The sequence below is a fragment of the Pseudidiomarina aquimaris genome, assembly GCF_003987395.1.
GTDB lineage: Bacteria > Pseudomonadota > Gammaproteobacteria > Enterobacterales > Alteromonadaceae > Pseudidiomarina > Pseudidiomarina aquimaris.
This window is the reverse complement of record NZ_PIPT01000002.1, coordinates 127,145-143,478: the sequence shown is the minus strand read 5'-3', so window position 1 is coordinate 143,478 and position 16,334 is coordinate 127,145. Positions and strand designations below refer to the sequence as shown.

15 protein-coding genes are annotated in these 16,334 nt (G+C 51.9%); 8 read left to right on the top strand and 7 right to left on the bottom strand.

Annotated features, from left to right (window positions below; all coding sequences use genetic code 11):
* Window positions 1–5: 5 nt before the first annotated feature.
* The 7 genes from mreC to tldD are packed head-to-tail and all read left to right on the top strand — an operon-like array spanning window position 6 to window position 9,662.
* Complete coding sequence (mreC, locus tag CWE21_RS03685) at window positions 6–887, top strand: rod shape-determining protein MreC (protein ID WP_126833117.1); 882 nt, start codon at window positions 6–8, stop codon at window positions 885–887.
* Window positions 877–1,359 carry a rod shape-determining protein MreD gene (mreD, locus tag CWE21_RS03680; protein ID WP_126833116.1) on the top strand — a complete coding sequence of 161 codons (483 nt, stop codon included), beginning with the start codon at window positions 877–879 and terminating at the stop codon, window positions 1,357–1,359. The genes mreC and mreD overlap by 11 nt, the downstream gene beginning before the upstream one ends.
* An 18-nt stretch (window positions 1,360–1,377) precedes the next feature.
* On the top strand, window positions 1,378–1,947 hold the full coding sequence (locus CWE21_RS03675; protein WP_126833115.1) for a Maf family protein: 570 nt from the start codon (window positions 1,378–1,380) through the stop codon (window positions 1,945–1,947).
* Window positions 1,944–3,413: a ribonuclease G gene (gene rng / locus CWE21_RS03670; RefSeq protein ID WP_126833114.1), complete on the top strand. Its 1,470-nt coding sequence runs from the start codon at window positions 1,944–1,946 to the stop codon at window positions 3,411–3,413. The genes CWE21_RS03675 and rng overlap by 4 nt, the downstream gene beginning before the upstream one ends.
* A 16-nt stretch (window positions 3,414–3,429) precedes the next feature.
* Window positions 3,430–7,431 carry a YhdP family protein gene (locus CWE21_RS03665; protein WP_126833113.1) on the top strand — a complete coding sequence of 1,334 codons (4,002 nt, stop codon included), beginning with the start codon at window positions 3,430–3,432 and terminating at the stop codon, window positions 7,429–7,431.
* A complete protein-coding gene (locus tag CWE21_RS03660) occupies window positions 7,349–8,215 on the top strand; it encodes a carbon-nitrogen hydrolase family protein (protein WP_241970213.1) in 867 nt (288 codons plus the stop codon). Before CWE21_RS03665 ends, CWE21_RS03660 begins: the two co-directional genes overlap by 83 nt.
* The gene (gene tldD, locus CWE21_RS03655; protein WP_126833112.1) at window positions 8,208–9,662 is read left to right on the top strand and encodes a metalloprotease TldD; all 1,455 of its coding nucleotides are present in this window, start codon (window positions 8,208–8,210) and stop codon (window positions 9,660–9,662) included. Before CWE21_RS03660 ends, tldD begins: the two co-directional genes overlap by 8 nt.
* On the opposite strand, the gene yjgA is transcribed toward tldD, so the two are convergent.
* Window positions 9,659–10,174: a ribosome biogenesis factor YjgA gene (yjgA, locus tag CWE21_RS03650; RefSeq protein ID WP_126833111.1), complete on the bottom strand. Its 516-nt coding sequence runs from the start codon at window positions 10,172–10,174 to the stop codon at window positions 9,659–9,661. The genes tldD and yjgA overlap by 4 nt on opposite strands.
* 66 nt (window positions 10,175–10,240) lie before the next feature.
* Between yjgA and pmbA the strand changes: the two genes are divergently transcribed.
* Window positions 10,241–11,587 carry a metalloprotease PmbA gene (gene pmbA / locus CWE21_RS03645; RefSeq protein ID WP_126833110.1) on the top strand — a complete coding sequence of 449 codons (1,347 nt, stop codon included), beginning with the start codon at window positions 10,241–10,243 and terminating at the stop codon, window positions 11,585–11,587.
* Between the two features lie 6 nt (window positions 11,588–11,593).
* Here pmbA and mgtE read toward each other — a convergent pair whose 3' ends face one another.
* From mgtE to CWE21_RS03615, 6 genes are all read right to left on the bottom strand, one after another.
* Complete coding sequence (mgtE, locus tag CWE21_RS03640) at window positions 11,594–12,955, bottom strand: magnesium transporter (RefSeq protein WP_126833109.1); 1,362 nt, start codon at window positions 12,953–12,955, stop codon at window positions 11,594–11,596.
* 66 nt (window positions 12,956–13,021) lie between these two features.
* On the bottom strand, window positions 13,022–13,300 hold the full coding sequence (locus tag CWE21_RS03635; protein WP_126833108.1) for an HPr family phosphocarrier protein: 279 nt from the start codon (window positions 13,298–13,300) through the stop codon (window positions 13,022–13,024).
* The gene (rapZ, locus tag CWE21_RS03630; RefSeq protein WP_126833107.1) at window positions 13,297–14,148 is read right to left on the bottom strand and encodes an RNase adapter RapZ; all 852 of its coding nucleotides are present in this window, start codon (window positions 14,146–14,148) and stop codon (window positions 13,297–13,299) included. Before rapZ ends, CWE21_RS03635 begins: the two co-directional genes overlap by 4 nt.
* A gap of 2 nt (window positions 14,149–14,150) precedes the next feature.
* On the bottom strand, window positions 14,151–14,609 hold the full coding sequence (gene ptsN, locus CWE21_RS03625; RefSeq protein ID WP_126833106.1) for a PTS IIA-like nitrogen regulatory protein PtsN: 459 nt from the start codon (window positions 14,607–14,609) through the stop codon (window positions 14,151–14,153).
* Window positions 14,610–14,612: 3 nt separating this feature from the next.
* Window positions 14,613–14,900, bottom strand: a complete 288-nt coding sequence (gene hpf, locus CWE21_RS03620) for a ribosome hibernation promoting factor (RefSeq protein ID WP_126833105.1) — start codon at window positions 14,898–14,900, stop codon at window positions 14,613–14,615.
* A gap of 26 nt (window positions 14,901–14,926) precedes the next feature.
* Window positions 14,927–16,312: an RNA polymerase factor sigma-54 gene (locus CWE21_RS03615; RefSeq protein WP_126833104.1), complete on the bottom strand. Its 1,386-nt coding sequence runs from the start codon at window positions 16,310–16,312 to the stop codon at window positions 14,927–14,929.
* Window positions 16,313–16,334: the final 22 nt, after the last annotated feature.

Sequence of the window (16,334 nt, the reverse complement as noted above, 5' to 3'; positions counted from 1 at the left end):
ACGCCATGAAGTCGCTGTTTGAACACGGCCCTTCATTACGCACGCGCTTGCTACTGGCGCTCATCGTAGCTGGCGCGCTGATGTTTCTCGACCACCGGTTGCAAACCATGCAGCCGGTGCGTTCGTTTTTAAGTACCGCTACAGCCCCGGTACAGTACCTCGCGGTACTTCCTGAAGAAGTTATGGACCGCTTGGTTTATCTCGCTACCACGCGCTCGGCCCTGCGCGAAGACAATCAACGTTTACGCGACGAGTTGTTAGGCCTGCAAATGGCGGTGCAACGTCTCAACTTTCTAGAGAACGAGAATGCACGTTTACGCCAGCTCTTAGGGTCTGAAGTTCGCGCAGCGAGTCGTCGTATGGCGGCAGAGGTGGTATCGGTCGCTACCGATCCGTTTTCTCATCAAGTGGTCATCAACAAAGGTTATCAAAGCGGTGTTTACGAGGGGCAACCCGTGCTTGATAACCGCGGTATTGTTGGTCAGGTGGTCAGTGTGGCCCGCAATACGGCGCGCGTGTTGCTCATTTCAGACCAAAGTCATGCCATTTCGTTACGTGCCGAACGTAATGACATTCGAGTCATCGCCCAAGGTACAGGCTCATTGACGCAACTTGAATTGAATTTCATCCCGCACAGTGCCGAATTGCAAGAAGGTGATGTGTTAGTTTCCTCTGGTCTGGGTGGGGTGTTTCCGGAAGGCTACCCTGTCGCCGAGATTAACCTAATTAACCGTGATGAGCGCTTGCAGTACGCACAAGTTTTTGTCACGCCATATGCTCAGCTGGATCGAGTGCGCACGTTATTGCTGTTATGGCCGGCGAACGCCCAAGAGCAACCGATTTTTGAGGAAGACATGGAAGCCAGTGAGGTTAACGATGTGGGTTAAGTCTGGACTGCTACCATTGCTATTCAGTTACTTATTGGCGTTGGTCTTAACCATCATGCCGATTCCTTCGGTGTTGGAGCCGTGGCGTCCCGACTGGGTAAGTCTTGTCTTGTTGTATTGGCTGATTGCCATTCCGCATCGCGTCGGCTTCGGTACGGTGCTCGTGATGGGGTTGCTGACCGATATTTTGATGGGCAGTACTTTTGGCATCTATGCCATCGCACTGGTCGTAATGGCGTATCCAGCCTTGCGTCATTTTCAGCGCATTCGTAATTACTCGCTGACGCAACAATTAATTATTGTCGCTGTCTTAATTCTTATGAAGCGTGTGATTGTCTACGAGCTAGAGCACGTGCTCAATGATGCTGTGTTCAATTTGCCGTATCTTTATCCGGTTCTGTCTTCGGCCATTATTTGGCCATGGCTGTTTTTGATTTTGCGCCGCTATCGTCGTCGCTACTTGATCCGCTAATCCCCTCAGGAGTTTGCTATGCAACTGGTTTTAGCCTCCGGCTCACCACGTCGTTATGAGCTACTGCAATTGCTTGATCGACCTTTTACGGTGGTGCGTCCCGAGGTACCTGAGCAACAACAGCCGCACGAATCACCGGCAGCTTATGTACAGCGCCTCGCGCAAAGCAAAGCCGAAGCCGGAGCTGCAATGGTAGATGGCGACGCTATGGTACTCGGCGCCGACACCATTGTTGTGTGCGATGATCAAGTGTTAGAGAAGCCTGCTGATGCAACCGATTTCAGGGCAATGATGCGGATGCTCTCGGGCCGTCGTCATGAAGCGATGACGGCAGTTGCATTGCACCATAATGGTGCAACAGACGTCGTATTGGTCACCACAATGGTGCAATTCAAGACGCTGAGTGATGCTGAAATTGCCAGCTACTGGGCAACTGGAGAGCCGCATGACAAAGCTGGTGGCTATGGTATCCAAGGCCATGCTGCGAAATTTGTTGTACGGATTGAAGGTAGCTATTTAGCGGTGGTGGGACTACCGTTATATGAAACCGAACAATTAATTCAAGCCGTTGAGAGTAAAGCGAAATGAGCGCTGAGATATTAATGAATGTCACCCCGACCGAAACACGGGTGGCGCTAATTGAAAACGGTATTTTGCAAGAGATTCATATCGAGCGCCAAGCCAAACGTGGCTTGGTGGGGAATATTTATGTCGGTAAGGTGGCTCGGGTGCTACCTGGGATGCAAGCGGCGTTTGTCGATATCGGGCTCGATAAGGCTGCGTTTTTGCACGCGTCTGACATTGTCTCGCCGTTATCAGCAGCCGAAGGCGTCGCGCCGCGTCCAGACTTAGCGCCGGATATCGCAACCCTGGTACGTCCGGGGCAGCATATCTTAGTGCAGGTAGTGAAAGATCCGCTGGGCACTAAGGGCGCGCGTCTGACCACCGATATCACCATCCCTTCGCGCTATATGGTGCTGATGCCGCAATCACCGCACGTGGGAATCTCACAGCGTATCGAGGATGAGAGTGAACGTGAACGCTTGAAACAGGCAGCGCAGCCCTATTGTGATGATGACGGTGGTTTTATTGTCCGTACCGCAGCCGAAGGGGCAAGTGACACCGAGCTGCGTCGCGATGCAGCTTTTTTACGGCGTCTTTGGGATACCTTACAAAAGCGCCGCAAAGGGATGCGCAAAATCGGTATTGTTTATGAAGATCTGAATCTCTCCTGCCGTATTCTGCGTGACTTTGTGGGGGATGAAATTGAACGTATCCGCGTTGACTCAAAGATCACCTTCGAAGTCTTGCAAGAGTTTGTCCATGAATTCATTCCCGAACTCGAGCCGGCACTTGAATACTACGCTGGCGAACGGCCTATTTTTGATATGTTCGATGTCGAAAATGAGGTCCAGCGAGCGCTTGATCGGAAAGTGGAACTGAAGTCGGGTGGCTCGATTATCATCGATCAAACAGAAGCGATGACCACCATTGATATCAATACTGGAGGCTTTGTCGGGCACCGCAACCTCGAGGAAACTATTTTCAATACCAATATCGAGGCCACGCAAGCGATTGCACGGCAACTGCGTCTACGCAACTTGGGCGGTATTATCATTATTGATTTCATCGACATGCAGAACGCCGATCATCGTCGTCGCGTGCTACACAGTCTCGAGCAGGCACTCGCGAAAGATCGTGCGAAGACGTCCATAAACGGCTTTACTTCGCTTGGCTTAGTGGAGATGACGCGTAAGCGCACGCGCGAGAGTTTAGAGCATGTGCTTTGTTCGGAGTGCCCGGTATGTAACGGCCGTGGCACCATGAAGACGGTTGAAACGGTCTGCTACGAAATCATGCGCGAAATTGTCCGCGTTAATCGGGCCTACGCTGCCGATCATTTCGTCATTTATGCTTCAGCTACTGTCACTGATGCGCTGATGAACGAAGAGTCGCATGCATTGGCCGAGCTCGAGGTTTTCATCGGCAAGCAAGTCAAAATTTCTGTTGAGCCGCTCTATCATCAAGAGCAGTTCGATGTGGTGATGATGTAGTAGGTGTTGTAAGCCTATGTGGCGAGTCTCTCTCAAAGTAGCTTATCGAACCATGCTTTATAGCGTTGCAACAGCACTCGTGTTGTTTGCGGTGTTGTTAAGCGTGTTGCGGTATCTCTTGCCACAACTTCCTGATGTTACCACTCAGGTTGAACGCTTTTTTGCCGATAATTACGCGGCTGAGATCGTTGTCGGGCAGCTGGGCGCCGACTGGAACAGCGCCGGTCCCCAACTGATATTGCAGGATATCGAAGTACAACGTTTGGCCGGGGAAACCACACAATTTCAGCTCAATGAAGCCCGTGTTGTGTTCAATTTCTGGCAAAGCCTGCGAACTTGGTCGCTAAAATTTGAGCAGGTAACGCTGGCGAATTTGCAACTGACCTATGACCTGCGCAACCCTTCGTTGGGTGATAACGCCGACCTGACTGACACCCTGCCGCGCTTTTTTCTCAATCAGTTAGACCAAGTTACCATTGAAGACAGTCGCCTGGAGTTGATTAATTTGTTGGGCGTGCGCCATGCCATTGACATTGAACGGCTTAGTTGGGGTAACCAAGGCAGCTCGCACCAAGGCTTCGGTAGTTTGAAACTTGCCGACCTTGCCTCAAATTCACTCGATATCATTATCGACATTGAGGGCAACGAGCCGAGTGACCTCGCTGGGCAAATCTATGTACGTGCAGAAAACTTAGATATCGCTGGCTATTTGCAGCAGAAGGTCGTTGATGCGCAGATTTCTCAAGCGGAATTCAATTTCACCATGTGGCTCAACTTCGCCGCCAGCGACTTCCGCAATGGAATTCTTGAGTTAGGTCGCAACGAGCTCCATTGGAAAGTCGGCGAGCGTCGGCATCAGTTGGTGGTACCGAAAGGCTTATTGAAATTACGCCCCTATCAAAACGGCTGGTTAGTGAATAACAATCCAGTCACTGTGGTACAAGATGACACGACCTGGACGGTGCCGACGCTAAGTTGGCTGCAAACGCCTGAGCATTATGCCTTAAGTGCCGATGAACTGCCGCTTGCGCCACTGTTGCAATTGGCCACGCTGACCGGTACCAAAGGCCAGGAATGGGTTGATACGTTTAGTGAGGCCGAGCTAAGCGGTACAGTTGATGTTCGTGTCGAGCAAACCCTAAAACAGCCGTTGCAATGGCAACTTTCAGGCAGCGAAATAGCATGGCAGGACGTCGCCGGCATTCCCGGTGTCACCGGCGTTAATCTCGAGGTACGTGGTACAGATCGAAAGGCGCAGTGGGCATTACGTGGCACTGATAGCACCATGAGTAGCGTTCACCTAAATGATCGCCAACCGTGGCGGTTTGCTCAACTGAGCGTGGACGGCCACTTTAGTGCCGACGCCAACGCCTGGCAGCTATCCATTGCGGACAGTAGTCGGATTGATTTAGTCGGACTACCACTGCGTGCACAAGCGCGCCTGCGCTATACCGATGAGTTAACTATCGACGCAAAAGTCGTGAGCGCTGCGGCCGAACCGATTCCGGCCAATGTATTACGTCAGTACCTACCCCAAATTATGGGCGCTGACCTGCATGACTATCTACAGACAGCCCTGCTCGAAGGTGCGGCAACAGATTTAGCTATGGTATGGCGAGGCTCTTTGGCGGACTTCCCTTACCAGCAGCAGACTGGCGTCTTCCGTGCGCAAGCTTCGATTGCGGATCTGGTGTATCGCTTTCAGCCAAATTGGCCGGTTGTAAGCGAGGCCAAAGCGTTCGTGCATTTTGGCAATGAGCGCATGCATATTCTGACCACGGACGCTAACATCGAAGGCGTCACTTTACCGCGAGTCGACACCGTTATTGCCGATATCTTGGCGAAGCCTGCGGTTCTCACCGTTAACGGCGAACTGTTTGGACCCAGCCAACGACTGCAGCCATTGTTTGCGGCAAGTCCGTTGGCGGAGTCATTGGGCACGACGCTTGCCGAAGTACAACTTTCAGGGCCCATGAATGGCACCTTGGCACTCACCATTCCGCTGGATAACAGCCAACAGGTGGTCGCTGAAGGCTATGCGGATCTGCAAAACAATGATCTCTATGTGGCGAGCTTAGGCGAGCAGTTTAGCGATGTTCAGGGGCGTATTCATTATCGCAACGATGTTATTGAGGCTGAAGATTTAAGCTTTCGCTGGCAACAACTTCCGGTCAGTGCTTCGCTCAGTGGCCAAGCACGTGAAGACGATTATCATGTTCAGGTCGGTGTTGAGGCGCTATGGCCGATGACGGAGTTAAGTCAGCAAAAGCCGACCACCCCATTATTAGTACAGGGCGAGTTTGCTTGGCAGGGGCGTTTAGCGCTGTCGTTGCCAGAAGCCGGAGGGTATTCCTTCCATTGGCAACAGCAGTCCGATCTCAATGCTCTTGAACTATTACTCCCAGCTCCTTTTGCCCTCGAACAGGGCGCGACTATGCCTTGGCAATTGCAGGTTTCTGGCGGCCCCGAAAGCCTGCTCATCAATAGCACCTTGGGTGAACATAGCTTGGTTGAGTTGCAGTACAATGGCGACGCCAGTGTGTTACAACAGGGCTACGGACGTATCGGCGATCGGGTCGGGGAATTACCTAATCCCGATTTACTCGGCCTCAATCCAACATTTCCACTTGAGGTTGGGCTTGAGCAAGCAGACGCAGCAGCTTGGCTGGATACGATTGCCAACCTCAAACAATGGTGGGGCGAAGGCCAAAGTGCGGGTCAGAGTGCGGGTGAAAGCGCAGAAAATGAATCGCGCGAGTTCGCTGAACCCATTCCGGATGTTATTGAAGTGCAGGTGGCTGAGTTAACGTTTGGCGACCACCGAATGCATGACAATGCGATTGTGTTATGGCCGCAAGAAGAACCTAGCGGTGAGACGATTATCGATACATGGCGTTTTAGCTGGCGTGCGCAAGAAGCACTCATGCGCGGTAGTTATTGGCCGGCCAATGGTGATCTTGCCGAGCGCGTGGAAATCAATGCAGACTTTATGGAGCTGGCCGCACCTGTGGCCGCTGAGCAGGTTGCCGATGAACTCGTCGCCGAGGTAGAAGCGGTCGAGACAAGCCAAGACTTTAGCCGTTGGCCGGAGTTTCAATTTAACTGCAAGCGCTGTAGCTATGGTGAATATGCGCTGGGCGAAGTCGCATTCCGCCTTATTCCTGCAACGCAGGAGGTGCAAATTGACGACATTCGTTTGCGCAATGGCGAGCATGAATTGAACGCACAGCTACGCTGGCTTTTAGCTACACCCGAACAGGCCGCGGTGACCGCGGTAACCGGCACCTTTAATAGTGAAGATCTCGGTAATTTCTTAAACGACTATGACATAACGTCGATTGTGCAAGACAGCCCCGCCGAATTTGACTTTGAGTTGGCTTGGCAGGGCACGCCAAATGCCTTTAACGTAGCGAGTTTAGATGGCACCATGAATTGGCGACTCGGGCAAGGCTATTTAAATGATGTCAGTGATGGCGGAGCCCGCTTGTTCTCAGTTTTGAGCCTCGAGAGCATCTTGCGAAAGCTACAATTTGATTTCCGCGATATTTTTGCCAATGGCATGTTCTTTACCGAGTTTGCGGGGCAATTTGCCATCGATGACGGCGTAGTTAATACCGAGCAAGCACGGATGAACGGCTCGGCTGGCGATATGGAAATAACCGGCACCACAAACCTTGTTAACAGCGCCATTGATTATCAGCTTTTCTTTGTGCCGAAAGTTACCTCGAGTTTGCCGGTTATTTTGGCTTGGATGGTGAACCCGCCGTCGGGACTTGCAGCCTTACTGATTGATCGGATGTTACAAGATGCCCAAGTCATAAGTCGGCTAGAATACAAGATTACCGGAACCATGGATGAGCCTGTTGTGGAAGAGGTGTCACGGGCGAGTCGTGAAGTGCCAATTCCGGTTGACCAATTACCGCAGGAGGAGCCTAATGCAGCAGCACAAGAAAGTTCAAGTGACAGCGGTACAAATGACCAGCCTGCCGGAGCCGCAGCAGAACCTGAAAATAATTGAGCAACTACTTGAGCAGCTTCCGGCCGCACGGCCGCAGTTGGTCGTGTTACCCGAAGCCTGTTTGTGTTTCGGTGCGGGCGACAAAAAGCAACGCAGCTATGCCGAACTTTATGAGCCTACCGCCCCTCTGCAAGGGCTGCAAGGGCGCCTAGCTGAACTTGCTCGCCAGCATGGTATCTACTTGCTGGTCGGGACCATGCCAATCATTGACGATGCTAAGGCGGAAAAATTCTCCGCCGCGTCTTTATTATTTGGCCCTGATGGAGAGTGCCTAGCTCGTTACAATAAAATTCATCTATTCGATGTGGATGTCGCCGACAACACCAAGACCTATCGCGAGTCACAATGGACCGAAGCCGGCGAGCAGGTGGTCACTGTCGAAACAGAGTTTGGCACGCTGGGTTTAGCGGTATGTTATGATGTGCGGTTTCCTGAGCTATTTCGGGCATTACGCAGTAAAGGTGCAGAAATCATCGCGTTACCCTCAGCTTTTACCAAGGTGACAGGCAATGCTCATTGGCACGTGCTGACGCGTGCTCGCGCGATTGAGCAGCAATGCTATGTGGTTGCTGGCGCACAGGTTGGTGAGCATGCCAATGGTCGCGAAACCTATGGCCACGCGCTGATCATTGACGCTTGGGGTAACGTAGTTAGTGAGTGTGATGGGGCGACCAGCCCATGCTTAGCGTCGACGCATGTCGATCTCGAGAGTTTGACGTCGATCCGCAGCAATATTCCAGTGGCAAAACATTTTGCCCGCAGTAAGAAGGTTATTCATGAGTGAACACAATCAGGTCATTGCAAATTTATTGACCGCGAATGAGCTAGATCTTGAAGCATTACAGCAGCGTTTAGCAGGGCTCTACAGCGGAGCCATCGACTATGCCGATATTTACCTGCAGCACAGTCGCAATGAGTCGTGGGTCCTCGAAGACGGTATCGTCAAGTCGGGGAGTTTCCATATTGAAACGGGGCTTGGCGTACGGGCTTTGCATGAAGATAAGACTGGCTTTGCCTACGCTGACGAAGTAACGCCGGCGGCGCTCGAGCAGGCGGCTGCGGCGGCGCGCGGTATCGTCGCCGCTGGTGATGATAAAAAAATTGCCATCGCAAGCACAGTAAAAGGTGCGCCGCGTTATGCCGGCTTGGATCCGCTTGACAGCCTCGACGAAGCCGCAAAGATCACGCTACTACGCGAGATTGATGCCTATGCGCGCTCGTTAGACAGCCGTATCGTCGAAGTGATTGCCAGTGTCAGCGGTAGTTATGACGAAGTCCTCGTGATTGCCACTGATGGGACTTTAGCAACCGATATTCGCCCTTTGGTACGCGTCAATTGCACGGTATTAGCTGAGCAAAACGGCCGCCGTGAGCGCGGTAGTGCTGGGGGTGGTGCGCGGGTCGACTACCAGTATTTCTTTGCCAACGAACAGGCGGATACGCTGCCGCGTTGGCAAAGCTACGCCAAAGAAGCAGTGCGTCAGGCGCTTGTGAACCTTGAAGCGCAACCTGCTCCAGCGGGAACCATGCCGGTGGTGCTGGGTTCCGGTTGGCCGGGCGTGTTGCTGCATGAAGCAGTTGGGCACGGGCTTGAAGGAGACTTCAATCGCAAAGGAGCGTCGGCATACTCAGGCAAAATGGGAGAACAGGTCGCTTCTGAGCTGTGTACTATCGTCGACGATGGGACCTTAGCTGATCGCCGTGGCTCACTGACAGTTGATGATGAGGGCACGCCGGCTGGCCATAATGTGCTGATCGAGAAAGGCCGTTTGGTTGGCTATATGCAAGATAAGATGAACGCTCGCTTGATGGGTGTTGCCCCGACCGGCAATGGTCGTCGTGAGTCTTATGCACATTTACCGATGCCGCGCATGACCAATACCTACATGCTGGGTGGTGAAGCGAGTCCAGATGACATTATTCGTAGTGTGAAGCGCGGTATTTATGCGCCACAATTTGCCGGCGGACAGGTCGATATCACCTCAGGTAAGTTTGTGTTCTCAGCTTCTGAGGCTTACTTGATTGAGGACGGTAAAATTACTGCACCGCTGAAGGGCGCGACGTTGATCGGGAACGGCCCCGAAGCAATGCGTCAGGTGTCCATGGTCGGTAATGATCTGGCCCTTGATTCCGGTGTCGGTGTATGCGGTAAAGACGGCCAGAGTGTGCCGGTAGGCGTAGGGCAGCCAACCTTGAAGCTGGATGCCCTGACTGTGGGTGGCACCGCCTAAGCGGTGGTCACTTCACGCAAGTATTTGAAAAGTTCACGAGCAGCGGCGGGTGGTTTGCCTTGCTGCTGTTGCTTTTGAGCCTGGCGATAGAGCTGACGCAGTTTCTGTCGATCCGCTTGCGGATAGTCCTCCAAGAAGTCTTGGATAGCACTGTCGCCTTCAGCCAAAATAGCATCACGTTGCTTTTCGAGTTGGTGGAATAGAGCATTTTGCTCATGATGTGCGTTTTCGAGCTCGTACAACGCTTGCTCAATTGGAGCCGTGTCGCGATTACGCATCATTTTGCCAATGTGTTGCAGTTGCCGACGAAAGCCTTCGCGCTTATTGCGAATGCGTTGCGCCAATTGAATGGCGTCGAGTAATGCTTCGTCGAGCGGAATCTTCTCGAGTTTGCCCGCGGGCAAGTCGACAAGTTTCTTACCCAGCGCTTGCTGGGCCTCTGCTTCACGTTTTAATTGAGATTTACTGACGAGTTGATCGTCGTCTTGGTCGAAGTCGTGACTATCGTGCATGGTATGTCCTCTGTGCTACCGACATAGTTTAACAGGCAACGCATCAAGCAACCAATGGAGTTTAGTTTGAAACCAGAATTAGCAGAGTTACAAACCGAGTTAGCCGATGTGAAACAAGCTGTCGCAGATGCGCTTTCTTACGGCGAAACGCTTGGCGCTACGGCGATGGAGTGCGCGCTTACCCGCAGTCGCGGGATTAGTGTCGAAACACGTCTAGGTGAAGTTGAAACCGTTGAGTTCAACAAAGATGGCGCGCTCGGCATAACCCTTTACAAAGGGCAACAAAAGGGCTCAGCATCAACCACTGATTTATCTGCGGGTGCAATTCGCGCCAGTGTAGAGAAAGCGCTGGAAATTGCTCGTTATACTTCCCCCGATCCGTTTGCTGGCTTAGCCCCAGCAGAGCTAATGGCGAACGAAATCCCAGAGCTGGATTTGTGCCATCCGGGTGACCAATCAGCGGACTACGCGCTGGCGCAGGCGTTGCAGTGCGAACGTCATGCCCTGGGCCTCGATAAACGCATCGTCAATTCCGATGGCGCGAGCTACAGCAGTCATGTGGGCTATCGTGTGTACGGTAATAGTCATGGTTTTTTAGCAGGTTACCTGCAATCACGGCACGCCATGAGTTGCTCGCTGATTGGTAAGCAAGGCGATGCAATGCAGCGCGATTATGCCTATACCGTAGCGCGCGCGACCGGTGGTCTGGATACCCCTGAACAAGTTGCAGAACAAGCTGCACAGGAAACCCTGGCACGCCTTGGAGCGCGCAAAATCAATACGGCCAAAGTGCCGGTGATTTTCCGTGCTGATATCGCCAACACACTGTTTGGCCACTTCGTTGGGGCCATTAGCGGGGGCAATCTATATCGTAAATCGAGCTTCTTGCTGGACAAGCTTGGTGAAGCAGTACTCCCCGATTGGTTAACGATCAAGGAAACACCTCATTTACCGGGGGCACTGGCAAGTTCGCCGTTCGACCATGAGGGACTTGCGACGCAAAACCGTACTATCGTCGATAATGGCGTGTTGCAAACCTACCTGTTGACCAGTTACGCCGCGCGAAAAATGCAGATGACGCCAACCGGACATGCGGGTGGCATCCATACCTGGCAGGTGTCGCAAAGCGAGCAAAGTCTCGCTGACTTGTGCCGTACTATGGGCACCGGCCTGTTGGTGACTGAGCTCATGGGGCAGGGTGTGAATTTGGTGAATGGCGACTATTCACGTGGTGCTGCCGGCTTTTGGGTAGAGAATGGCGAAATCCAATACCCAGTAGAAGAGATTACCATTGCTGGCAACTTGCAAGATATGCTGCGCTCCATTGTCGCGATTGGTAACGACACCGACATGCGTCATGGAGTACAAACCGGCTCTGTGCTACTTGAAAACATGCACGTAGCCGGCAACTAAGCACGCCTAGCCAAGCAAAAGGGTTGCAGTGCCAAGGAAGGCAAAAATACCCACTACATCGGTGACGGTGGTAAGGATTACGCCCCCTGCAAGGGCAGGGTCGATGTCGAATTTTTTCAAGATCAGAGGCACCGTGACCCCGGCGAGTCCTGCCGCAAGTAAGTTCGCCATCATGGCAAAAGCAATGATGCCGCCAATCACGAGGTCTTGCTTCCACAAGGCGACCACAGCAGCAATTAGCAGTGCCCAGATCACCCCATTGAGCGCACCGATGGCCAGCTCTTTACCGATCAACCAACGTTGGTTACTCGGCCCTATATGACCCAGTGCCATACCGCGAATCACCAAGGTCAGTGTTTGCGAGCCAGCAATGCCACCCATACTTGGTACAATGGTGTTGAGGATCGCAAGAATCGCCATTTGTGCAAGAATGTCCTCAAACATGGAGCTCACTGCAGCGGCTAACAACGCCGTGATCAAGTTGACCGCAAGCCACACGGAGCGGCGGCGTGTACTTTTCCAGACCGGTGCGAAGGTATCTTCGTCGTCGTCAAGACCGGCCATACTCAGCATGGAGTGCTGGGCGTCTTCGCGAATGATATCAACCACGTCATCGATGGTGATACGACCGAGCAGATGATTCTCTGAGTCGACAACTGGCGCGGAAATCCAGTCTTGCCGCTCAAACAGCTTGGCCACTTCGGTTTCGTCCATATCGACCGGAATACTTTGTACCTCGGCTTCCATGACATCGCTGACTAGTTTCGCTGGATCCACGGTAACCAAGCGTGAAATTGAGATCTCGCCGATAAACTGGTCGTCTCGACTTACCACGTAGAGTTTGTCGGTGGCTTCAGGTAGCTCGCCTTTTAAGCGCAAATAACGCAAGACCACATCGATCGTCACATCTGGGCGCAGGGTGATGGTATCGGTGTTCATCATCGAACCGGCTGTCTCGTCTTCGTACGAGAGGGCTTTCTCGGCACGATGACGATCTTGTTCGTCCATCGATTTTAGAACTTCTTGATAGACCTGTTCCGGAAGGCCACGAAGAACGTAGGCAAGGTCATCGGTGTCCATGCCTTCGGTAGCGGCGGCCAGCTTTTCTGGCGCCATTTGTCGGATAACAGACTTCTGAACTTCTTCGGAGAGCTCTTCGAGAATATCACCATGCTCGTCGGCATCGACGAGTTGCCAGATGATGGCACGCGCTTTAGGTGGTGAAGATTCTAAGAGGAGTGCGACATCCCACGCCGGCAAATTATGCAGCTGCCGCCGCGCTTGCACGTACATACCACGGGCTAGCGCTTCGGTCACATCCTGGAGCCGTTGTTCGGCAAACTCTTTTTCAGCGACTTCTGCAAGCATGATGAAAACTCCTATGAATATGAGGAGTTTATCTTATTTCTTGGAATTCGTCAGTAGCGAAGATAATTATGCATCTTCATCGAAACGCGCTTCGATAAGTTCAGCAACCGCATCGACGGCCGCTTGCGCTTCGGCGCCACGCGCGACGATTTCGATTTCTTTGCCTTGGCCGCTTGCTAGCAACAACAGGCACATGACACTTGATGCGTCGACTTCACGGCCATCTTGGACGATCGCAACCTTAGCATCAAATTGTTGAGTGAGCTTGACCAGCTTGGTTGCCGCGCGGGCGTGCAGACCGAGCTTGTTCTTGATAACTGCAGGCTTGCGGGCTTCTTGACTCATTTGCGACGTTGGCTCTCACGGTGACGAAGTTGTACTTTGAATTCGTGGTCGGCAAAACGCTCCGCAAGTTGTTCAGCGATGTAAACTGAGCGGTGCTGTCCGCCGGTACAGCCAATCCCAATGGTGAGATAGCTACGGTTGCTACGCTGAAAGTACGGTAGCCAAGTTTCGAGGAACGTTTCGACTTGATGGATAAACTTGGTAACTAACGGCTGCTGTGCAAAAAAATGTTGCACCGCAGGGTCACTACCTGTGAGTGGCTTTAGTTCAGGTTCCCAGTGCGGATTTGGCAAAATTCTGGCATCGAACGCGTAATCAAGATCCGGTGGTAAGCCGTACTTATAGCCAAACGACTGAAAGACCACGATAAGGCGCGATGCCGCACGCCCGAGCACCCGCTCACTAACTTGCTCACTTAATTGGTGGACACTTAATTCGCTACTTTCAATGCGCCACGTCGCTCTTTCTGCAAGCGGTTCAAGTAGTCGTGATTCTGTCTGTAAGGCTTCGTTGAGCGGCATTTCGTTGCGTGACAACGGGTGTAAGCGGCGGGTTTCACCGAAGCGCTGCAGCAATACTTTATCGTTAGAATCGAGAAACAGGATCTCTGGCTTGATTTTGTCAGGTAAAAAATCGAGAGCATCGCTAAGATCATCGTGCGAAGCGGGCAAGTTTCTTACATCGACACTGACTGCAACACTTTCGTACTGGTCTTGAATCGCATGCACCAGTGTTGGCAATAGCATAATCGGAAGGTTGTCGACGCAATAAAAGCCGAGGTCTTCAAGCACGCGTAATGCAATGGTTTTGCCGGAGCCGGAGCGGCCACTAACAATAATGAGTTGCATAACTACGGACAGTCTTTGTCGGTAAAAAGAGTGTAGAGCTCTTGGTCGCTTTTCGCGTCGCGGAGCCCTCGCGTGCAAGACTTCTCGTTCAGGCGTTGCGCAACAGCGGCAAGCGTCTGCAAGTGTTGCTCATGCTCTTCTTCTGGCACCAACAATGCGAAGATAATATCCACCGGTTGATTATCGATAGCATCGAAGTCTATCGGTTCTTCGAGGGTCAGCAAAACTGCGACAGGCTTGTTCGCCGTGCCCAAACGACCGTGGGGTATGGCGACACCTAAGCCAATACCGGTACTACCGAGGCGTTCGCGATTGAGAAGGCTTTCGAAGACATCGAAACTTGTGGTTCCTGAAAGACGTGGCGCAGCCAGTTGGCCGATCAGTTCTAAGACTTTCTTTTTGCTTGAGCCCGCGACTGCACAGCGGGTGCAGTCGGGGCTTAATAGAGTGGATAAATCCATGATTTAGTGACGTTTCATCTTTTCTTTGTGTTTAATCACTTGGCGGTCGAGTTTATCAATTAGACCGTCGATCGCCGCGTACATATCTTGGTGCTCTGAATCAGCGAAAATTTCACCGCCGTTTACATGCAGCGTAGCTTCCGCTTTTTGGGTTAACTTTTCAACATTTAAAATCACATGGACATTGTTGATATGGTCAAAATGACGCTCAAGCTTGGCAAACTTAGCGTCGACATAGTCTCGTAGCGCATCAGTAATTTCAATATGGTGACCAGTCAGATTAATTTGCATAACATCTTCCTTCTATTGTCCAAGTTTTAAATTAGACGTTTACGTTGGCTCGAAGGCGGAATATTGAGTGCCTCGCGATACTTCGCAATCGTCCGTCTAGCGACCTGAATTCCTTGTTCAGCCATCAGTTGCGTAAGTTTATTATCACTGAGTGGCTTTTTCGGATTTTCGGCTGCAACTAGCTTTTTCAGCAGTGCCCTTATGGCAGTTGAAGAGCATTCACCCCCGGCATCAGTGCTCAACTGACTTGAGAAGAAGTACTTCAATTCAAACACACCTCGGGGCGTATGCATATACTTTTGGGAGGTAACACGTGAAACAGTGGATTCGTGCATTTCAATGGCTTGGGCGATATCCGCGAGAACCATCGGTTTCATAGCTTCTTCACCGTGCTCGAAGAACGCTTGTTGGCGCTGCACAATGCTACTCGCAACTTTCAGTAGCGTCTCGTTGCGGCTCTCGATGCTGCGCATGAACCATTTAGCTTCTTGTAAGTGATGACGGATATAGCTCATGTCGTCGCTTGCTCGGGTATCCTTTAGTAGGGCAGCGTAACTGTCGTTTACTTTTAGTTTAGGCAAACTTTGCGGATTTAGCTCAACGATCCAACGATTATTTTGCTTTCGCACAAGAACATCTGGAATCACGTAAGCGTCATCGTTTGCCGAAAAACCATCGCCGGGGCGTGGTTGCAAATGCTGTATAAGAGTTAGGACCTCGGCTAAGGCTGTTTCGTTCAGGCGTAAACGACGAGAAAGCGTGCGATAATCGCGTGCAGCGAGCAGTTCAACGTGTTCTGCTACTGCTTTTCGCGCAGCTGATAAATGTGGTGTTGCTTCCGGTAATTGCTGGAGCTGGAGTAGTAAGCACTCGCTAACATCACGTGCACCAACGCCAATTGGGTCAAAGTGCTGAATACGCTTCAACACCACCGCAACTTCGTCTTCTTCAAGCGGTTCGTCAAGCTGAGCATTGAGGGCTGCAGTAAGGTCGGCAAGTGACGCTTGCAAGTAACCGTTGTCATCAATGGCATCGATGATCGCGAGACCCACCTGCTCATCGACGGCGGTCATGTGCGAGAGTTGTAACTGCCAACGCAGGTGATCATGCAGCGTTTCTTGTCCGCAACCAAAGGTGAGAGCGTCGTGCTCGGCGTCGTGCTGACCGACCGCACCAAGTAGCTCGGCGGTGTAGTTCTGGTCCCACTCTTCGCCTATTTCAACGCTATCTTCACCATGTTCACGCAATGGATCTTCATGCTCTTCTTGTTCGAGCAGGGGATTTTCTTCGAGTGCTTGTTGGACTTCTTGTTGTAGTTCAAAGCTCGACAACTGCAACAAACGAATGGCTTGCTGCAACTGCGGTGTCATCGACAATTGCTGACTAAATTTGAACTGCAAGCCTTGCTTCATTAAGCACCACCTACGGGTTGGA

Excerpts from the sequence above, each read along its gene's own strand:
- mreC (WP_126833117.1), top strand. The coding sequence starts at position 6 with ATGAAGTCGCTGTTTGAACACGGCCCTTCATTACGCACGCGCTTGCTA.
- mreD (WP_126833116.1), top strand. The coding sequence starts at position 877 with ATGTGGGTTAAGTCTGGACTGCTACCATTGCTATTCAGTTACTTATTG.
- CWE21_RS03675 (WP_126833115.1), top strand. The coding sequence starts at position 1,378 with ATGCAACTGGTTTTAGCCTCCGGCTCACCACGTCGTTATGAGCTACTG.
- rng (WP_126833114.1), top strand. The coding sequence starts at position 1,944 with ATGAGCGCTGAGATATTAATGAATGTCACCCCGACCGAAACACGGGTG.
- CWE21_RS03665 (WP_126833113.1), top strand. The coding sequence starts at position 3,430 with ATGTGGCGAGTCTCTCTCAAAGTAGCTTATCGAACCATGCTTTATAGC.
- CWE21_RS03660 (WP_241970213.1), top strand. The coding sequence starts at position 7,349 with ATGCAGCAGCACAAGAAAGTTCAAGTGACAGCGGTACAAATGACCAGC.
- tldD (WP_126833112.1), top strand. The coding sequence starts at position 8,208 with ATGAGTGAACACAATCAGGTCATTGCAAATTTATTGACCGCGAATGAG.
- yjgA (WP_126833111.1), bottom strand. The coding sequence starts at position 10,174 with ATGCACGATAGTCACGACTTCGACCAAGACGACGATCAACTCGTCAGT.
- mgtE (WP_126833109.1), bottom strand. The coding sequence starts at position 12,955 with ATGCTTGCAGAAGTCGCTGAAAAAGAGTTTGCCGAACAACGGCTCCAG.
- CWE21_RS03635 (WP_126833108.1), bottom strand. The coding sequence starts at position 13,300 with ATGAGTCAAGAAGCCCGCAAGCCTGCAGTTATCAAGAACAAGCTCGGT.
- rapZ (WP_126833107.1), bottom strand. The coding sequence starts at position 14,148 with ATGCAACTCATTATTGTTAGTGGCCGCTCCGGCTCCGGCAAAACCATT.
- ptsN (WP_126833106.1), bottom strand. The coding sequence starts at position 14,609 with ATGGATTTATCCACTCTATTAAGCCCCGACTGCACCCGCTGTGCAGTC.
- hpf (WP_126833105.1), bottom strand. The coding sequence starts at position 14,900 with ATGCAAATTAATCTGACTGGTCACCATATTGAAATTACTGATGCGCTA.
- CWE21_RS03615 (WP_126833104.1), bottom strand. The coding sequence starts at position 16,312 with ATGAAGCAAGGCTTGCAGTTCAAATTTAGTCAGCAATTGTCGATGACA.